Origin of the sequence: Streptomyces sp. NPDC046870, from assembly GCF_040704595.1 — a bacterium.
GTDB classification, from domain to species: domain Bacteria; phylum Actinomycetota; class Actinomycetes; order Streptomycetales; family Streptomycetaceae; genus Streptomyces; species Streptomyces argyrophylli.
Window position 1 is genome coordinate 161,821 of the sequence record NZ_JBEYXM010000007.1, and the last position, 16,875, is coordinate 178,695.

The 16,875-nt window shown below is 73.9% G+C and carries 16 protein-coding genes; 7 read left to right on the plus strand and 9 right to left on the minus strand.

What is annotated here, in order from left to right; translation table 11 throughout:
* Nucleotide 1: 1 nt before the first annotated feature.
* The 5 genes from AB0946_RS18210 to AB0946_RS18230 all read right to left on the minus strand — a co-directional run bounded on the left by AB0946_RS18210 (nt 2) and on the right by AB0946_RS18230 (nt 5,162).
* A complete protein-coding gene (locus AB0946_RS18210; RefSeq protein ID WP_366761597.1) occupies nt 2-604 on the minus strand; it encodes an ATP/GTP-binding protein in 603 nt (200 codons plus the stop codon).
* A 253-nt stretch (nt 605-857) separates the two neighbouring features.
* Nucleotides 858-1,271, minus strand: coding sequence for a DUF742 domain-containing protein (locus AB0946_RS18215; protein ID WP_366761598.1), 414 nt, complete (start codon nt 1,269-1,271; stop codon nt 858-860).
* Between the two features lie 17 nt (nt 1,272-1,288).
* Entirely contained in the window at nt 1,289-1,726 is a 438-nt protein-coding gene (locus AB0946_RS18220) for a roadblock/LC7 domain-containing protein (protein ID WP_366761599.1), read from the minus strand.
* Nucleotides 1,723-4,341, minus strand: coding sequence for a nitrate- and nitrite sensing domain-containing protein (locus AB0946_RS18225; protein WP_366761600.1), 2,619 nt, complete (start codon nt 4,339-4,341; stop codon nt 1,723-1,725). The genes AB0946_RS18220 and AB0946_RS18225 overlap by 4 nt, the downstream gene beginning before the upstream one ends.
* A 47-nt stretch (nt 4,342-4,388) precedes the next feature.
* Nucleotides 4,389-5,162 (minus strand): MHYT domain-containing protein, encoded by a 774-nt coding sequence (locus tag AB0946_RS18230; RefSeq protein ID WP_366761601.1) that lies wholly within the window; start codon nt 5,160-5,162, stop codon nt 4,389-4,391.
* 152 nt (nt 5,163-5,314) lie between these two features.
* On the opposite strand from AB0946_RS18230, the gene AB0946_RS18235 reads away from it, so the two are divergent.
* On the plus strand, nt 5,315-5,914 hold the full coding sequence (locus AB0946_RS18235) for a class I SAM-dependent methyltransferase (protein WP_366761602.1): 600 nt from the start codon (nt 5,315-5,317) through the stop codon (nt 5,912-5,914).
* Nucleotides 5,915-5,927: 13 nt separating this feature from the next.
* On the opposite strand, the gene AB0946_RS18240 is transcribed toward AB0946_RS18235, so the two are convergent.
* Nucleotides 5,928-6,683 carry an alpha/beta hydrolase gene (locus AB0946_RS18240; protein WP_366761603.1) on the minus strand — a complete coding sequence of 252 codons (756 nt, stop codon included), beginning with the start codon at nt 6,681-6,683 and terminating at the stop codon, nt 5,928-5,930.
* A 106-nt stretch (nt 6,684-6,789) separates the two neighbouring features.
* On the opposite strand from AB0946_RS18240, the gene AB0946_RS18245 reads away from it, so the two are divergent.
* Nucleotides 6,790-7,323, plus strand: a complete 534-nt coding sequence (locus AB0946_RS18245; RefSeq protein ID WP_366761604.1) for a PadR family transcriptional regulator — start codon at nt 6,790-6,792, stop codon at nt 7,321-7,323.
* Here AB0946_RS18245 and AB0946_RS18250 read toward each other — a convergent pair.
* Complete coding sequence (locus AB0946_RS18250; protein ID WP_366761605.1) at nt 7,300-8,205, minus strand: oxygenase MpaB family protein; 906 nt, start codon at nt 8,203-8,205, stop codon at nt 7,300-7,302. The two genes, AB0946_RS18245 and AB0946_RS18250, sit on opposite strands and share 24 nt — an antisense overlap.
* Nucleotides 8,206-8,301: 96 nt before the next feature.
* On the opposite strand from AB0946_RS18250, the gene AB0946_RS18255 reads away from it, so the two are divergent.
* Nucleotides 8,302-8,598 (plus strand): hypothetical protein, encoded by a 297-nt coding sequence (locus tag AB0946_RS18255; protein ID WP_366761606.1) that lies wholly within the window; start codon nt 8,302-8,304, stop codon nt 8,596-8,598.
* A 143-nt stretch (nt 8,599-8,741) separates the two neighbouring features.
* Nucleotides 8,742-9,581 (plus strand): hypothetical protein, encoded by an 840-nt coding sequence (locus AB0946_RS18260; RefSeq protein WP_366761607.1) that lies wholly within the window; start codon nt 8,742-8,744, stop codon nt 9,579-9,581.
* Nucleotides 9,582-9,713: 132 nt separating this feature from the next.
* Here the strand turns inward: AB0946_RS18260 and AB0946_RS18265 are convergent, their stop codons facing one another.
* Nucleotides 9,714-9,896 (minus strand): hypothetical protein, encoded by a 183-nt coding sequence (locus AB0946_RS18265; RefSeq protein WP_366751634.1) that lies wholly within the window; start codon nt 9,894-9,896, stop codon nt 9,714-9,716.
* 291 nt (nt 9,897-10,187) lie between these two features.
* Nucleotides 10,188-10,907, minus strand: coding sequence for a hypothetical protein (locus tag AB0946_RS18270; RefSeq protein WP_366761608.1), 720 nt, complete (start codon nt 10,905-10,907; stop codon nt 10,188-10,190).
* Nucleotides 10,908-11,238: 331 nt separating this feature from the next.
* On the opposite strand from AB0946_RS18270, the gene AB0946_RS18275 reads away from it, so the two are divergent.
* The 3 genes from AB0946_RS18275 to AB0946_RS18285 all read left to right on the plus strand — a co-directional run bounded on the left by AB0946_RS18275 (nt 11,239) and on the right by AB0946_RS18285 (nt 16,857).
* On the plus strand, nt 11,239-14,106 hold the full coding sequence (locus AB0946_RS18275; protein ID WP_366761609.1) for a DEAD/DEAH box helicase: 2,868 nt from the start codon (nt 11,239-11,241) through the stop codon (nt 14,104-14,106).
* Nucleotides 14,103-15,386: an SWF or SNF family helicase gene (locus AB0946_RS18280; RefSeq protein WP_366761610.1), complete on the plus strand. Its 1,284-nt coding sequence runs from the start codon at nt 14,103-14,105 to the stop codon at nt 15,384-15,386. The genes AB0946_RS18275 and AB0946_RS18280 overlap by 4 nt, the downstream gene beginning before the upstream one ends.
* Nucleotides 15,387-15,516: 130 nt before the next feature.
* Nucleotides 15,517-16,857 (plus strand): esterase-like activity of phytase family protein, encoded by a 1,341-nt coding sequence (locus AB0946_RS18285; RefSeq protein ID WP_366761611.1) that lies wholly within the window; start codon nt 15,517-15,519, stop codon nt 16,855-16,857.
* The last annotated feature ends 18 nt before the right edge of the window (nt 16,858-16,875 follow it).

Below are 16,875 nucleotides of genomic sequence, written 5' to 3' on the forward strand. Positions count from 1 at the left end.
CTCAGCCGACCGAGTCCAGGAGCCGGGCGGTGTGCATCCGCCCGGCGTACTCGACGAGCCTGATCAGCACCTCCTTGCCGGAGTCGCGGTCGCGCGCGTCGCACAGCACCACGGGTGTGCCGCGGTCGAGATCCAGTGCCCGGCAGACGTCGGGGGCACCGTAGGAGCGGGCTCCCGTGAAGCAGTTGACGGCCACCACGAACGGGATGCGCCGGTGCTCGAAGTAGTCGACGGCCGGGAAGCAGTCCTCCAGTCGCCGGGTGTCCGCGAGGACCACGGCGCCGAGGGCGCCCTGGGCCAGTTCGTCCCACAGGAACCAGAAGCGGTCCTGTCCCGGTGTGCCGAACAGGTAGAGCGAGAGGCCGGAGCGGATGGTGATGCGGCCGAAGTCCATGGCCACGGTGGTGGTGACCTTGTGGTCCACGCCGTCGGTGTCGTCGACCAGTTGGCCCGCTTCGCTGAGCAGTTCCTCGGTGCGCAGCGGCCGGATCTCGCTGACGGCTCCCACCAGGGTCGTCTTGCCGACGCCGAAGCCACCGGCGACCAGTATCTTCAGTGCCAGGGCGGAGGTGTCGCCGACGGTGTCGGTGTGCTCGGAGACCATGATCACTTCTCTCGGGAGGGCCGGCCGCGGCCGGTGTCCGCGTGGTCCGGGGGTGCAGGCAGCATCATGACAACGGGGACGCGGGGCGGGGCGATGGGACCGAAGTACACCTGATATGAGCGGCTCGCGTCCGATCGTTGACGTAATGCGCTCGGATCGGACGGACCGGGACGCGGCCGGCCGTACGGGTGCCGGCGCGGCGAGGCCGACGGCGGTGTCCGGACGTTCCTCCGCGGTGCGCGCGGTTCCTCGGTCACAGCGCTCGCAATCCCTCGATGACCTCGCGCAGGATCCGCTCGTCGGGCAGGTGCGCGGGCGGCACGGGGCGGCTGACGGTCACGCAGCCGAGTTCCAGGAGGTCACCGAGCAGCACCCTGACCACGCCGACCGGAAGGTCCGCGTCCGCGGCGAGTTCGGCCACGGACTGGGTCTCCGGACGGCACAGGTCGATCAGGGTCCGGTGCTCGGGGCCGAGCGCTGTGTCGCCGTCGAGCGCCGGTGCGGCGGGGTCGAGGGTGACGAGTGCGATCAGGTCGAAGCGCACTCCGGTCGGCCCCGGCTGGGTGCGGCCACCCGTCATGGCGTACGGGCGGACCAGGGGCCCGGCCTCGCCGTCGTACCACTGGCTGCCCGGCTCCCGGGGCTCGCCGGTCGGGTTCTCGGTCATCGGTGCCGCCTCCCGGCTCAACCGGCGGCGGGGGGTTGCGCCGCGACGCGCGGCGCCGTGTGGAGATGCTCGCCGACCTGTTTGACCAGGCGGGCCATCTCGTAGGCGACCAGCCCGATGTCGGCCGTGACCGCGGTGAGCAGGGCGAGGCAGGAACCGTCGCCGGCCGCGGCCACGAAGAGGAACGCGTCGTCCATCTCCACCATGGTCTGGCGCACTCCCCCCGCTCCGAAGTGCCGCCCCGCACCCTTGGCGAGGCTGTTGAAGCCGGAGGCCACGGCGGCGAGGTGTTCGGCGTCCTCCCGCGCGAGGTCGGTGGAGGCGCCGACCGCCAGGCCGTCGTTGGAGAGCACGACGGCGTGCCGTACCTCCCGCACGCGTGTCACCAGGTCGTCGAGCAGCCAGTCCAGTTCGCCGGAGCGCCGGCCGGTCGTCGGTGTCGGGTCCTGGATCATGCCGGGTCTCCTTCGCTGCTGTGACTGCCCGTTTGCGGTTCCGGTGCGGTGCCACGGCCGGGCTGCCTGCCACCGCCTCGCGTCCAGCCGTCGCGGTACGCCGCCATGCGGTCCCGTACGAGTTCGGGGGTGCGCCGGTCGTCGCCGTGCCGGGTCGGCTGCTGGGACGGCTCCTCGCGGCGCTGGTGGCGTAGTTGCGGGGCGAGGCTCGCCTGGCGCACACGGCGCGGGAGGTCGTCGGAGGGCTCGCCGTCGTCCGGCGAGCGGTGCAGCCTCAGGGCGGTGACGCCGGGGGGCGGGGGTTCATGGGCGGCGTCGCGGGAGGGGACCGTCGCGCCGGTGCCGTCCGGGCGTGGTTCCTGCCGGGTGCCGTGAGGGTCCGCCGCCTTCCCGGTGCCGAGGGATCCCGGTGTCGGGGTGACGCCGTGCGGACCGGGTCCGGTGGCCGCCAGGGCGGGACGGTCCGGCCACTGGGTGACGGCGGCCTCCTGGGGCGTGGTCGCGCCGGGTACGCGCGCGTAGGCGTGTTCCTCGCCGGGTCGGGCCTGCACGCCCTGGTTGGCGGACGACTGTGCCGAGCCGCTGTGCAGCAGGGCCTTCGGCAGCAGGACGACGGCGGTGGTGCCTCCGTACGGGGAGGTCCGCAGGTGCACCTTGATGTCGTGCCGGGAGGCGAGCCTGCTGACCACGAAGAGTCCGAGACGGTCGCTGTCGAAGAGGTCCAGGGCCTCCGACTGTTCGATGCGGCGGTTGGCCTCGGCCAGGGTCTCGGCGCCCATGCCGAGCCCGCGGTCCTCGATCTCCAGGGCGTAGCCGTTGCCGACCGGTTCGCCGGTGACCCGCACGCGCGTGTGGGGTGGTGAGAACTGGGCCGCGTTCTCGACGACTTCGGCGAGCAGGTGGGTGAGGTCGGCGACCGCCGCGCCGGTGACGTACGCCTCGGGGAACTGGCGTACCTCCACGCGCGCGTAGTCCTCGATCTCCGAGACGGCGGCGCGTACGACGTTGGTCAGGGACACCGGCATCCGCCAGGCGCGGCCGGGCGCGGCGCCGGACAGGATGATCAGGCTCTCGGCGTGGCGCCGCATCCGGGTCGTGAGGTGGTCCAGGCGGAACAGGTCACTGAGTTCGTCCGGGTCGTCGGAACGCCGCTCCATGCTGTCCAGGAGGCTGAGCTGGCGGTGGACCAGGACCTGGCTCCTGCGGGCCAGGTTGACGAAGACTCCGGAGATGCCGCTGGCGAGTTCGGCGCGCTCCACGGCGGCGCGCAGAGCGGCGCGGTGCACGGTGGTCAGGGCTTCCGCCACCTGACCGGTCTCGTCCTCGGCCGGCGGCCCGGAGGGTGCCTCGGCCTGGATGTCGATCTCCTCGCCCGCGCGCAGCTTCCGCATCGCTTCCGGGAGTTTGCGGCGGGCGATCTCCAGCGCGTCGTTGCGCAGGCTCACGAGTTCGACCACGAGGGCCCGTCCGATGCGGACGGAGATGACGAGGGAGGCGGCGACGGCGGCGAGTCCCAGGAGTACGGCGGCTCCGGCGGGGCTGAGCAGGCCGCGGGTGACCGGGTCGGCGCGGCCGGCGACGGCCCGGCCCGCGGCTGCCGCGATGGTCCGCATGCCGTCCTGTACGCGCGCGTGGGCGGCGTTCCACGCGGCTTGCGGTGCCTCGTCGGCGACCTGGGCGTCCGGTCCTGCGGCGAGCAGGTCGTTCTCGGCGGTGCGGAGGGTGGTGTAGGGACCGCTCGCGGTCAGATCGCGCCAGGCGGCGCGCTGGGCGGTGGGCAGATCGGTGACGGCGGTCTCGGTGAGGGCTCGGCGCGTGGCGACGGCGGCGCCGAAGAGCCGCAGTCTTTCTCCCCGCAGGCTTGCGGCGGTCCTCGCGCTGCCCAGCAGGGCGTCCTCCTGGGCCAGGGCTTCGGCGGCGCGGGAGAATTCGAGCAGCACGCGCGCGTCGGAGGCGACGTCGGCCTGCTGGATGCCGGTGAGGGCTCCGTCGACCGCGAAGGCGGCGCCGATGGTCTTCGTGTACTGCGTGTACGTGTCGTCCCAGCCCGTCCTGTGGCCGCGTACGGCCGTTCTCAGTGTGGGGAGGTGCTCGGCGCCGGTGACGAAGGCTGCGAGGCGCCTGGAGACGTCGGCGGGCAGTTCCTGGCTGTCGGCGACGGTGCTGTCCCGGCCGAGCCGCAGCCGGTCCACGGCACGGTCGGTGCGGGCCGCGAGGTCTTGGAGATCACCGCCGTCGCCGGCACGCGGGTCCGTGGCGTAGCGGACGGCCGCGGTCCGCTCGGCCTGCAACGCGGTGACGGCCGCGGCGAGCGGACTGCGCAGTTCGGCGTCCACCCGTTGCGACTGGCGCAGCCGGGCGACGTCCTGAGCGGTGCTGACGGTGGCGTACGCCCAGAGGGCGAGCAGGGAGACGACGGGCACCATCAGGAGGCTGACCACCTTGGCGCGAACGGTGCGGGGGCGCAGGTGCCGGCGGCTCCCACGCGCGCGTGCGGCGGTGGGCGGCGGGCCGGACGTGCGGCGGCCCTCGTCGGCGGGCGGTCCGGCGTGTGCGCGGCGTCCGCGCGGACGGTGCGCTGCGGCGGCGTTCTCGGGTGTACGGGGTGGGCGCATGGCCTCCTCGCTCGGGACGTGGTCGGTGCTATCGGGCCGGGGTCCCGCTAGCGGGCGACGCTTTCGACGGGCCGCTGGGCGGAGGCGGACGCCTGGCGCTCGTCGGCCGTGGGCGAGAGGGCCACGAAGGCCGAGGTGATGAACAGGTAGGACCCGAGGCCGACGGCGAGGGGGAAGATGAACTGCATCGCCGTGGCCCCGGGCAGGGCGTCACCGGACGGATCCACCCGTACACTCACCGCGAACATCCCGGTGTAGTGCATGCTGCTGACGGCCGCTCCCATGACGAGGGAGGCGACGGTGACCGCGAGGGGCGACTTGATGTTGAGTCCGGCCCACAGGGCCGCGGTCGCCGCCACCACGGCGATCAGTACCGACAGCCCCACGAGGACCGGGTCGTAGGTGACGTCGCCGTGCAAGCGGACGGCCGCCATGCCCAGGTAGTGCATGCTGGCGACGCCCAGTCCGGTGGTGAGACCGCCGAGGAGGAGCGCGCGGTTGCGGTCGCGGCTGTAGCCGACGGCGAAGACGCCGGCGCAGACGACGACCATGGCGACGAGGAGGCTGAGGATGGTCAGCGGCACGTCGTAGCGGATGTCGCTGCCGCTGACGCGGAAGCCGAGCATGGCCACGAAGTGCATGGTCCAGATGCCCGTCCCGATGGAAGAGGCGGCGGTGACGAGCCAGTTGCGGCGCGCGCGGCCGGTGGTGCCGAGCGCGCGGACGGTGCAGCGGAGTCCGAGTGCGGCGCCTATGCAGGCCATCGCGTACGACAGCACGGGGGTCAGCCAGCCGAAGGCGGCGTGGTCCAGGTGTCCCATGGCCCCGGGACGCTAGCCGGGGCAGGGGCGCACAAAGGGGGCGCATTTCGAAAGGTGCCGGAATATGACGCACAGTTGTGCCGGAACGATCGCGTCCCGTTCGAACATGCGCACAACGACTTCCCTCGTGACGGTGAGGAATCATGCGGAACATGAACGACGACCACACACACGTCCAGGACTTCTTCACCGCACGGGCCGCCGACTGGGACAGCCGGTTCCCGGACGACGGCCCGGCCTACGCGGCGGCCGTGGCCGGCCTCGGGCTGCGGGAGGGGGACCGCGTGCTGGACGCGGGCTGCGGCACCGGGCGGGCCCTGCCGCCCCTGCGGGCCGCCGTGGGCCCCTCCGGGGTGGTGCTGGGCGTGGATCTGACCCCGGCCATGCTCCAGGCCGCCGTACGAGCGGGCAGGCATCGCGACGGACGGCTGGTGCTCGCCGACGTCGCCGCGCTCCCGCTGCGCTCGGGATGCCTGGACGCCGTGTTCGCCGCGGGCCTGATCGCCCACCTGCCGCGTCCGGTGGACAATCTCCGGGAGCTGGCCCGCGGCGTACGCCCCGGTGGCACGCTCGCCCTCTTCCATCCCATCGGCCGCGCGGCGCTGGCGGCGCGGCAGGGACGCCGGCTCACCCCCGACGACCTGCGCGCCGAGACCAACCTCCGGCCGCTCCTCGCGCGCTCGGGCTGGCGGATGACGTCGTACACCGACGAGGACGCCCGCTTCCTGGCGCTCGCGGTGCGCGAGGGCTGAGGGACGGACCGGGTCAGCCCGTTCCGGTGACGGCTGCCACGAAGGCGTCGGGGTTGTCGAACATGACGTTGTGCCCGGCGCCCGGCACCGTCGCCACGCGCACCCCGGCGGCTTCCAGGCCCTCCCGGCCCGCGAGTTCGCCGCTGTGCTCGCCCTGGAGGAAGACGCGGTCGACCGGCAGCCGTTCCAGGAGCGTCCGCATCACGGGGTCGGAGCCTTTGCGCAGGCCGACGGCACTGCGGTGCAACGCGCGCGGGTCGGCCAGCCGCATGGTCGCCGCCCACAGCGGGCCGACCGTCTCCAGCACGCGCGCGTGCCCTCCTTCGACGAACTCGTCCTCCCCGTAGGCGGCGATCCCGCTGCTGCCGGCGGTCGGCGGCGGAAAGGCGTCCAGGTTGGCCTCCGTCAGCACCAGCCGGGAGACCAGGTCGGGCCGCCGGTGGGCGAGGACGACGGCTACGGCACCGCCCATGCTGTGCGCGATCAGTTCGGCGCCGGCGGCCCCGGCCGCGTCGAGCGCGGCGGCCACCGCGTCGGCGTGGTCCTCCAGCGTGTACCCGAAGTCCTGGGGGCGGTCGCTCGTGCCGTGTCCCGGCAGGTCCACGAACAGGCTGCGCCGCCCCGCGAGTGCGGGTCGCGCCGCGATGTGCGCGTGGTAGACGGCGGACATCGCTCCGAGTCCGTGCAGATACACCCGGGCGGGCTCCGCCCCGGGGACCTCGGTCCACCGGATCCGGCTTCCCCTGCTGTCGAACGTGGCCTGCTGCACCGTGCCCCTCCCTGTGGTCCGTGACACCCGGACAATACCTCGGCAGCGATGTATCCCGCCAAGGCGGTATTGGCGCAGCGATGTATCCCTGCGGGAGAATGCGGCCATGCTCGAACTCGCCATCCTCGGATTCCTGTACGGCGCCCCCCTGCACGGATACGTTCTGCGCCGCCACATCGCGGCGCTCACCGGCCATGTGCGGCCCGTCGCCGAGAGCACGCTGTACCCGGCGATCAAGCGCCTGGAGAAGGCCGGTCTGCTGGTGCGGGCCACCGAACCCGGCGCCGTCGCCGCGCCACGCCATGTACTGAGACTGACCGAGGAAGGCGGGTGCGAGCTGAAGCGCCGGCTCGCCGAGCCCGCCCAGCGCGAGATCACCGACGAGAACCACTGGTTCACGCTGCTCGCGTTCCTGCGGCACCTGGAGGACCCCGCCGCCCAGGCGGCCGTGCTGCGGCGCCGGCTGTCCTTCCTGGAGGAGCCGGCGAGCTTCTTCTACGACGGCGACCGGCCGCTGCGCGCCGAGGAACTGGACGATCCCTTCCGGCGCGGCGTCCTCACCATCGCGCGTGCCACGAGCCGGGCCGAACTGGCCTGGTTGCGTGACACCCTGGCCTCACTCGACGGGGCCGCCCGCTGAGCTGTCCTGGCGCCGCACCGGGCAACCACGCAGACCGGGGACCGGGCGCGTGCCCAGGTCCGCGATGCGATAGCCGTTCGGGTAGCCCTTGACCTCCCGGTTCCGGCGCGCGAAGTGGGGGCTGCGGCGCGGCGGCAGCAGCCGGACCACCCGGCCGCGCGTCCGTACGGCGCGGCGCACCAGCGCGGAGGTGGCCGCGCCGGGTCGCGGGTAGCGGAACGCGCGCAACAGGGGCTCGTCGAGCAGCGCGAGCGTGGCCGTGCGCAGCAGCGGTGCCAGGGGGCGCGGATACCAGGACGCCATCAGGCCGAGGGTGGCGTCGGAGACCCGGCGGGCCTCTTCGTCCCAGCCGAAGTGGGCCTCCTCGTACGAGTCGAGGAGAGCCTCGAACTGCTCGTAGGTCCGCGGGATGTCAGGGATGCCCATGTGCCGGCCGAGGGTGCGGTAGTACTCGGTGGTGGCGACGATCTCGTGCCGGGACAGCCGCCGCCAGCCGTAGGCGTCGATCCAGCGCCGGGGCACCACCACGAAGGTGCTCAGCACGTACCGCATGTCGTCGTCGCTGATGTCGTAGCTGCGGTGCATCTGGTTGATGCGGCGGATCGCCGTGCGCCCCTCCTCCGCCGCGAAGCCGTGTTCCACGATGGTGTCCAGGAGCAGCACGGTGTCGTCGTACCGCTTCTGCGTGCGCTCGGTCAGCTCCGCCGTCCGCGCGAGCAGCCGCCCGATGCCGGGCACCGCGTAGGTGCGGTACAGAGCCAGTTCGAGAGCGCGGGTGTAGTCCCAGGGGAACTCGTACGCGACGCTGATCCGGTAGATCTCCAGCGCGTCCGCCACCGGGTCCAGCCGGCGGATCTCCGCGAGCCGCTCGAACCGCTTCACCGCGTCGTCCCCCTTCTGCCGCCGAACCTCCAACTCTACGTTGAGGAGCAGCAGATGGGCGATCGTACTGACCCCGTTCAGGGAAGGGTGGTCCGCGTGTTCGACAGGATCCGCAGGTACGCCGGCCGGCTCGGCACCTTCACGCAGGAGCGGCCGGAGGGTGCCCGGGCACAGCGCGCGCACAACTTGTTCGAAGCGGCGGCCGTCTATGTCGCGGCCCGCGCCGAGGACGACCAGGACCGGATCGAGGAGGCGGCGGCATGGGTGTCCCCGGAGGCCCTGTCCTTCGGGGTGAGCGAACTGGCCTGCCGGGCCGTCGTCGCGCTGGCCCGGGAACGGGACGAGACACCCGCGGCGGTGGCCCGCGACCTCCTCGGGCTGCCCGCGGCCTGATCGGAACTTCCTTCTCCACATGTGGCCGTTTCGCCCCTGTCCAGGCGGAAACCTGCAGCTCCGCGTGGTGCGCCGAGTCGTGACAAGCGGCTTCCGATCGCACTAGGGTGCGCGCCGATGGACGAACCACTGGGGAGGCAGGGATGGCCGGGACGGACGCTGAGCCCGTCGCCGCCGCGGACGATGCGCTGTACGTGCTGACGGCGGTACTGCTCACGCCGGCACAGTTTCCGAGCGTGCTGGGCGACGACTACCCGGAGGCGTGTGCGGCGCTGGACCTCGCGCCGCGCGCCGACGGGTACGGCCTGGTGCTGGGCCAGGACGGGTACGGCGCCCGCTGGACGGTCGTCATCGACGACGTCTCGCTGGTCGCCGTGGCGATCGCGTCCTGGGACTGCGGCATGGAGTACGAGCTGTCGCCGGACGAGCGCGCGGTCGTGACCGCCCTGCCGGGATGGCCCCTGGCCGTCGCCGTCGCGGCACCCGGCGTGCCCGCTCCCCACGACCCGCCCGCCGAGGAGGCGGGACGGGCGGCGCTGTGCCCGCCGGACACCGGCTCCTGGGGGCCCGCGCAGCGCCGACTGGGTGCCGACGAGATAGCGCTGCAGTGGGCCGCCTGGCGGGAGCAGATCAACGACGCCGACTTCCCCGTCCCCGGCGAGCGCACGCCGGACGCGCAGTCGGCGCGGGAGGGCGAGGGCGCCAGGGCCGGCGGTCACGCCGGTGTCCGCCGGGTGCTCGCCGAAGCGCGCGCCTACGTCGACTCGCCACCGCCGCTCGGCCGCGTGCGTTCCTCCTTCGCTCCCGGCGACGCCCGTACGCTCCGCGCCGACGGCCCCGGCTGGTCGATCGTGGCCCGCACCGACGACATCGCGTTCGTCCTGCTGGACGACGAGCCGGGCGAGGTGCTGCCGGTGGGCCGGGGGCCCGAGCTGCCCGGTCTGCTGGAGGCGCTCGACAAGATGGCCGTACGGCCGCTGTGAGCCGGGCCACAGGCCGAGACCTCCCGGTCGCTCCCCCGGCAGCCGCGTCGTCCCTGGGCGACGCGGCTGCCCCTGGCCCGGCCGGCCCGTCCGGGCGGTTCGCCGAGTGAGGCCTTGCCGCGCACCGGTGCCTCAGCGGCCGAGCTCCTTGCGGGTGACCCTGCGCAGCCTGCGCCGCTGTGAGGGGTCCAGGGCGAGGTAGGCGGCCGCCGGAACTCCCACGACGATCAGGAACGCCACCCACCAGGGCAGCCATATGAGCAGGATCAGCCCGACCGCCACGCCCCCTGCGGCGATCTTCGCGTTCATGGACATGAGCGTCGCCTCCTTCGCGGCCACTGCCGCTCTCTGATCTGAGAACGGCCCCCCGCCGCCCGCGGTTCCACGACCCGACCCTGAGACATCCCCGAGTCACCCCCCTAGTGGTCCGCGACGGGGCGGAAGCCCGTTGACAGTGGCCGGGATACGGCGGGCCGTTGGCGGCGGGCCGGGCGCGGTGAGGCCGGCGGCAGCCGACGGGACACGGCGAGGACGCCGGGGACCGGCAGGACGCGGCGACGCCCCGGGGCGCCCGGCGCGACGCGGCGAGGACGCCGGCACCCCGCCTCAAGCCCGCCGGATCGGCGCCTCATAGCACTCGACGTCCCAGCGGGCCTGATGCGGCTGCCTTCCCCGCGGCAGGGTGCGGGTGCCCGCCGCGACCGTCACATGACGTTCCGCGGACAGGCAGAACACCACGAAGACCTTCCGGTGCGTGAGTTCGAGGGTTTCCTCGTAGTACCAGTCCGCGACGAGCCCGTGGTCGTCCGGCAGGAACGGGCGCTGGACGAACTCCTGCACCTCGGGGGGAAAGTTCCCGAGGACGCCGGCGGCCGCAGGGGCCAGGTCCAGCGGGCGCACGGCCGCGGCCGGCGGCTGGGCGGCACGGGTGGCCGCGGCCCGGCCCCGCGGCCCGGTTGCCGTCGTGGGTGCCGTCCCGGCACCGGTCACCGCGAACGACCGCCGCCGCACCGACCCGGGCTCCACTCTCAGGCGCTCGCCCTGGAAGACGGCCCGGCCGTCGCGGACGACGCAGCCGACCTGACACAGCCCGCGGGGACCGAACACGAACGCCTTGGGATGGCCCTCGTGGTCCAATCGCGCCCACCACTCCCAGACACCACCGGCCTTGTGCGCCAGTTTCTCCCGCACGCCCGGTTCCAGCATGTCCCAGCACTGCTGCCGGCTCGGGATCGAGGCGTCGACCTCGAAGCCTCCGGGCCGATGGATCCGCGGAACCACCCCGGCGGATTCCTTGTGCGCCTGTTCGGCACGGCGCAGTTCCATGGCCGCGTGCTCCCCGTGCAGAGGCGACGGCACGCGGTCCCGTCCGCCCGGCCCCGATCCCCCTCCCCGCTCCGGGGTCTCCGCAGGCCCCGCGTCCCTCGGGCTCTCCCCCATGCCGTCCCCCTCACTCGACCACAGCACTCGACAGCGGTAGCGGACATTGTCCCCGCCGGCGCCCGCTTGCCGCCCGTACTCCCGACGAACCCCAGCACCTTCGAACAATGTGTGGAGTGACCCGCGTCACAGCACGGGCAGCGCAGGAACGCCCCGGCCGTCCTGTACCCTCGGCGACTCCGGTCAAGTAGTCAAATTTGAGGAGTACACCAGAGCTGTGCAGACCATCCCTGCGGCGCCGCCCCCCGAACTGACCGAACTGACCGAATGCTGCGTCGTGTTCCTGCCGTCCGATCCCCCGCGCGCGGGCCGCATCGGCTTCTGGCGACCGGACGGCGGGGTTCCGCCCGGACACGCGCAGGGCTCGCCGGCAGAACTGGACCTCCTGCTCCCCTCGGCCGACGGCGGCGTCGAACGTGTGCCGCTGCCCGTGCTCCTGCTCCCCGTCGGCGCCGCCCTTCCGGTGCTCGCACGCGCGCGTGCGCTGCCGCGGGAGCACCGGGCCGCCGCGTTCTGGCGGACCGCCTACGAACTGGCCCTCGGCTTCCTGGCACGCGGTCTGCTCCTGCCGGGCCTGACCGCCGGCGATCACGACGCCTGGCGCGTGGGACCGCTGTCCGCGCGCGACGCGGAACTGCTCCGCGAACTCGCCGCCTCCATGCCCCCGCAGGCGCACGCCGTGCCGCTCACGGACGACGGGCCTGCGCTGTTGCCCGACCCGGAACGGCTGCTGCGCGCCTTCCTCGACGCGGTCGCCGACGTGCTGCCGCGTTCCCCCGCCGCACCGCTGGTGACCGGCGGCCCCGCGTACACGGCGCCGGAGCCGCGACGTCTGCCCGCGCTGCGGGAGTGGGCGGACGACATCGCCGCCGGCCATGACGCGGGGGTGCGGCTGTCGCTGCGCGTGGAGGCGTCCGGTCTCGACCAGGCCGCCTCCCAGGACGGTGCTCCGGTCCGCTTCCGTGCGGTCCTCCAGGTGCACGGCCGGGGCGGACCGGCGGACGTCATGGATGCCGCCGGACTGTGGGCCGGTGCGGACGCCGGGCGCCCGGAGTTCGCCCTCCGCGCGCGTACGGGCGCGTTGCTGGCGCTTCGCCGGGCGGCCCGGGCCTGGCCGCCGCTGGCGCCGCTGCTCTCCGCCGCCGTGCCGGACACCGTCGACCTCGCCGACGACGAGATCGCCGAGCTGCTGGGTGAGGGGGCGCGGGCGCTGGCCGCCGTAGGAGTCGACGTGCACTGGCCCCGGCACCTGGCACGCGGCCTCACCACGCACGCGGTGATCGGCCCGCCGGACGACGGCACCGCATCGTCCGCGACCGCCACCGTCGCGTCGTTCCTCGGCGCGGACGAGAGGGTCATGCTCGGCTGGTGGTTCGACCTGGGCGGGCGGGAGCTGTCCCGGGAGGAGCTGGACCGGCTGGCGGAGGCGAAGCGTCCCCTGGTGCGGCTGCGCGACGGCTGGGTCCTGGTCGACCCGCGGGAGGCGGAGCGGGCCCGGACCGAGCGGGACCGTTCCGTCGCTCCCGTCGAGGCGCTGGCCGCGGCTCTGACGGGCTCGGCGGAGGTCGACGGCCGGCAGGTCGACGTACGGCCCACGGGATGGCTGGAAGGGCTCCGGGAGCGGCTGACGGCCCAGGACCCGGCCCTCACCGTCGGACAGCCGCCGGGCCTGGCCGCAGCCCTGCGGGACTATCAGCTGCGCGGCCTCGACTGGCTGGCCCGTACGACGTCGCTCGGTCTGGGCTGCTGTCTGGCCGACGACATGGGGCTCGGCAAGACGATCACACTGATCGCCCTGCACCTGCACCGGCAGACGGATCCGGCGGCGGCCGGCCCCACGCTCGTGGTCTGCCCGGCCTCCCTGCTGGGCAACTGGCAGCGGGAGGTCGAACGGTTCGCTCCCGGGGTGCGGGTGCGCCGGTTCCACGGACCCGGACGCGATCTGGCGTCCGTGGCGGACGGCGAGTTCGTGCTGACCACGTACGGCACGCTGCGCCTGGACGCCGTCCGGCTCGCCGGGGTTGCGTGGGGCATGGTGGTGGCCGACGAGGCGCAGCATGTGAAGAACCCTTACTCCGCGACCGCGCGTGCGCTGCGCACGGTCGGCGCACGCGCGCGCGTGGCGCTCACCGGTACTCCGGTGGAGAACAACCTGACGGAACTGTGGGCGATCCTCGACTGGACGACACCCGGCCTGCTCGGCGGCCTCGGCGGCTTCCGCGCGCGCTACGCGCAGCCCGTCGAGGGCGGCCGGGACCCCGCCGCCGCACAACGGCTCGCCCGGCTCGTCGGACCGTTCCTGCTGCGGCGGCGCAAATCCGATCCCGGCGTCGCCCCCGAACTCCCGCCGAAGACCGAGACGGATCACCCGGTGCCGCTCACGGCTGAACAGGCGGGGCTGTACGAGGCGTTGGTGCGCGAGACCCTGGACCGCATCGCGGCCGCCGACGACATGACCCGCCGGGGCCTGATCATGCGGCTGCTGACCGGCCTGAAGCAGATCTGCAATCATCCGGCGCAGTTCCTCAAGGAGGACGAGCAGCGGCTCGCGGGGCGCTCGGGGAAGCTGGAGCTGCTGGACGAACTGCTCGGCACCGTCCTCGCCGCGGACTCGGGTGTGCTGGTCTTCACGCAGTACGTGCGCATGGCCCGGCTGCTCGAACGGCACCTGGCGGTCCGCGGGGTGTCCTCGCTGCTGCTGCACGGCGGGACGCCCGTCGCCGCGCGTGAGGAGCTGGTACGGCGCTTCCAGGCGGGTGAGGCCCCGGTGTTCCTGCTGTCCCTCAAGGCCGCCGGGACGGGGCTGAACCTCACCCGGGCCGAGCACGTCGTGCACTACGACCGCTGGTGGAACCCGGCGGTGGAGGCACAGGCCACGGACCGGGCGTACCGCATCGGGCAGACCCGTCCGGTGCAGGTGCACCGGCTGATCGCCGAGGGGACCCTGGAGGACCGCATCGCGGAGATGCTGGGCCGCAAACGGGAGCTGGCCGACGCCGTGCTCGGTTCCGGTGAGGCGGCCCTGACGGAACTGTCGGACGAGGAACTGGCCGCACTGGTGGAACTGCGCGGGGAGGCGCGATGAGCCGCTACGACGACGAACACGGACGGGACGCGGGGCGCACGTTCGCCGCGCTGCCGCCGGCGCGCGGGCGTGCCTTCGCCCGAAGCTGGTGGGGGCGGGCCTGGCTGCGGGCCCTGGAGGACGCCGCGCTGGAGGCCGCGGCGGTCAGGTCCGGGCGCCGGCTCGCGCGTGCGGGCGGCGTGGGAGCGGTGACCGTACGGCCGGGCCGGGTCACCGCAGTGGTCCGTGACCCCGAAGGTGCGGCGCACCGGGCCGACGTCCTGCTGCCGCGGCTGTCCGACGAGGAGTGGGCACGGTTCGCGGATCTCGCCGTGCGGCAGGCCGGCCACATGGCAGCGCTCCTCGAACAGGAGCTTCCGCCGCACCTGCTCGAGGACGCGGCGGTGGCGGGGATCGACCTCCTGCCGGGTCTCGGCGATCTGGATCCCGCGTGCGACTGCGGCGCCTGGGACCACTGCGGGCACACCGCCGCCCTGTGTCACCAGGTGGCCCGGCTGCTGGACGAGGATCCGTTTCTGCTCCTGCTGGTGCGCGGGCGCGACAAGGACGCCTTCCTGGCGGAGCTGCACGTCCGCGGCACGGCGGAACCGTCCGGTGTGACGCCCCCGGCGGCGGGCGTGGACGCGGCCGAGGCATGGGCGGCTGCCGGCATCCTGCCGCCGCCGCCCGAGTTGCCCGGACTCCCTGTGGCACCCGGCGCACCACCGTCCTTCGCCACCGGGGTGCCGGCCGCGCCGGGGGTGGACCCGGCCGCGCTGGAGCACCTGGCCGGCCGCACCGCCGTGGAGGCGTACCGGCTGCTGGCGGCGGCGCTGCGTGGTGAGACGCGGGCCGGCGCGGACCTGACGGCCGCCCAGGACGCCGTACGCCTGGCGTGCGGGCCGGCCCCCGCCGCCGTCACCGAGCGGCTCGCCATGGGGTCGGGGCGTGGACACGACGGGCTCGTGACAGCGGTCCGCGCCTGGCGGACCGGTGGAGCGGCGGCCCTGGCGGTGCTCGACGAGGACCGGGAGGTCGAGGGTGTGGCACTGGCACGCGCGCGTGCGGCACTGGAGGCGGCCTGGGAGGCGGACGAGCGGCCGGTGTTCCACCGGAGCGGCAACCGGTGGACCGTCCCGGAGGAAGGCGTTCAGCTGCGGCTCGGGCGCGAGGGCCGCTGGTGGCCGTACCGCGACGAGGGGGGACGCTGGGTCCCGGCGGGCGGGGGCGATCCCGACCCCGCGACGGCACTGGCCTCCGCACGGCTGGAAGGGGAGGTTCCAGCTCCGCAGGCTCCCTGACAGGCGGTCAGACGCGTTGCCGGCGTGATCCGATGAGCGGTGGACGCCGGCCGTTCACCGCACGGTCGTGCCGCGTTCCCCCGGGAGCCCAAGGGTGTCGGCAGTCCATGACCTTGCTCCAGGAGGCCCGATGTCCCCGCACGCCGCCGGCCTGCGCCGCGTCCACCGTTCCCTCGCCACGGGTCTGCCCCTGGCCCTGGCCGCCGTCCTCGTCGCGGCGGGGACGGCCACCGCGGCGCCGTCCGGGGACGCCCGTGTGATCCGCACGGCGACCCTCGGCGAGATCCCGCTCGGCGCGTTCGGCAACGCGCTGCTGCCCGGCAGCGTGGCCGACGACCACGGGATCAAGCTCGGCGGCATCGGCAGCGACATCTACCCGGCCGGCCGCAAGGGTGAGTACTGGACGGTGACCGACCGCGGCCCCAACGGCCAGATCAAGGTGGACGGCAAGAAGCGCCGCACCTTCCCGGTGCCGGGATTCGATCCCGCCATCGTGAAGATCCGGGTCGCCGGGGACACCGTCACGGTCATCGGCGCGATACCGCTGACCACCTCGTCCGGGAAGGCCGTCACCGGACTGCCCGATCAGAAGAGCCGGGACGAGGCGCCGTACACCTACGACGCGCGGACGCCGCTGTCCTACGACCCGAACGGCCTCGACACCGAGGGCATCGTCCGGGCCGGGGACGGCAGCTTCTGGCTCGTGGACGAGTACGGCCCTTCCCTCGTGCACGTCTCCGCGCGCGGGCGGGTCCTCGCGCGCTACGTTCCCGAGGGGCTCGGTCTGACGGGCGCGGACTACCCGGTGGTGGAGGCGCTCCCGGCGGTCCTGCTGCACCGCAAGACCAACCGCGGGTTCGAGGGACTGGCGCAGCTTCCCGGCGGCGACCTGGTGATGGCCCTGCAGAGCCCGCTGTCGCTGCCGGACGCGGACGCCGGGGACGCCTCCCGCACCACCCGCCTGCTGCGCTTCTCACCCCGCGAGAAGGCCGTCACGGCCGAGTACGCCTACCGCTTCGACCCGGTGGACGTGGTGGACCCGGGCGAGGACGACACCTCCGAGCTGAAGATCTCCTCGGTGGTCGCGGCCGGCGGTGACCGGCTGCTGGTCGAGGAGCGCACCGACAGGGCCGCCCGGCTCCAGATGGTCAGCCTCCGGCGCACGTCGGACATCCTCGGCGGTCCCTGGGACGACGACACCACGGCTCCGTCGCTGGAGCAGCTGGACGACCCCGCGGCGCAGGGCGTGCCAGTGCTGGCCAAGCGCCTGGTGGCCGACCTGGGCAAGGTCGCGGGGGTGCCGGGGAAGATCGAGGGCGTCGCGCGCGTGGATCACGACACGCTCGCGCTCGTCAACGACAACGACTTCGGGATGACGGACGGGGCGGGCGCGTTCGACGCCCAGGGCCGCCTGGTCGACAGCGGGATCAGGACGACCGTGACGTACGTCCGGCTGCCGAAGGGCCGCTGACACCGGCCTCACGGCCGG

Excerpts from the sequence above, each read along its gene's own strand:
- AB0946_RS18230 (WP_366761601.1), bottom strand. The coding sequence starts at position 5,162 with ATGGGACACCTGGACCACGCCGCCTTCGGCTGGCTGACCCCCGTGCTG.
- AB0946_RS18270 (WP_366761608.1), bottom strand. The coding sequence starts at position 10,907 with ATGGAACTGCGCCGTGCCGAACAGGCGCACAAGGAATCCGCCGGGGTG.
- AB0946_RS18245 (WP_366761604.1), top strand. The coding sequence starts at position 6,790 with ATGCTCGAACTCGCCATCCTCGGATTCCTGTACGGCGCCCCCCTGCAC.
- AB0946_RS18265 (WP_366751634.1), bottom strand. The coding sequence starts at position 9,896 with ATGTCCATGAACGCGAAGATCGCCGCAGGGGGCGTGGCGGTCGGGCTG.
- AB0946_RS18210 (WP_366761597.1), bottom strand. The coding sequence starts at position 604 with ATGGTCTCCGAGCACACCGACACCGTCGGCGACACCTCCGCCCTGGCA.
- AB0946_RS18225 (WP_366761600.1), bottom strand. The coding sequence starts at position 4,341 with ATGCGCCCACCCCGTACACCCGAGAACGCCGCCGCAGCGCACCGTCCG.
- AB0946_RS18215 (WP_366761598.1), bottom strand. The coding sequence starts at position 1,271 with ATGACCGAGAACCCGACCGGCGAGCCCCGGGAGCCGGGCAGCCAGTGG.
- AB0946_RS18260 (WP_366761607.1), top strand. The coding sequence starts at position 8,742 with ATGGCCGGGACGGACGCTGAGCCCGTCGCCGCCGCGGACGATGCGCTG.
- AB0946_RS18235 (WP_366761602.1), top strand. The coding sequence starts at position 5,315 with ATGAACGACGACCACACACACGTCCAGGACTTCTTCACCGCACGGGCC.
- AB0946_RS18220 (WP_366761599.1), bottom strand. The coding sequence starts at position 1,726 with ATGATCCAGGACCCGACACCGACGACCGGCCGGCGCTCCGGCGAACTG.
- AB0946_RS18280 (WP_366761610.1), top strand. The coding sequence starts at position 14,103 with ATGAGCCGCTACGACGACGAACACGGACGGGACGCGGGGCGCACGTTC.
- AB0946_RS18285 (WP_366761611.1), top strand. The coding sequence starts at position 15,517 with ATGTCCCCGCACGCCGCCGGCCTGCGCCGCGTCCACCGTTCCCTCGCC.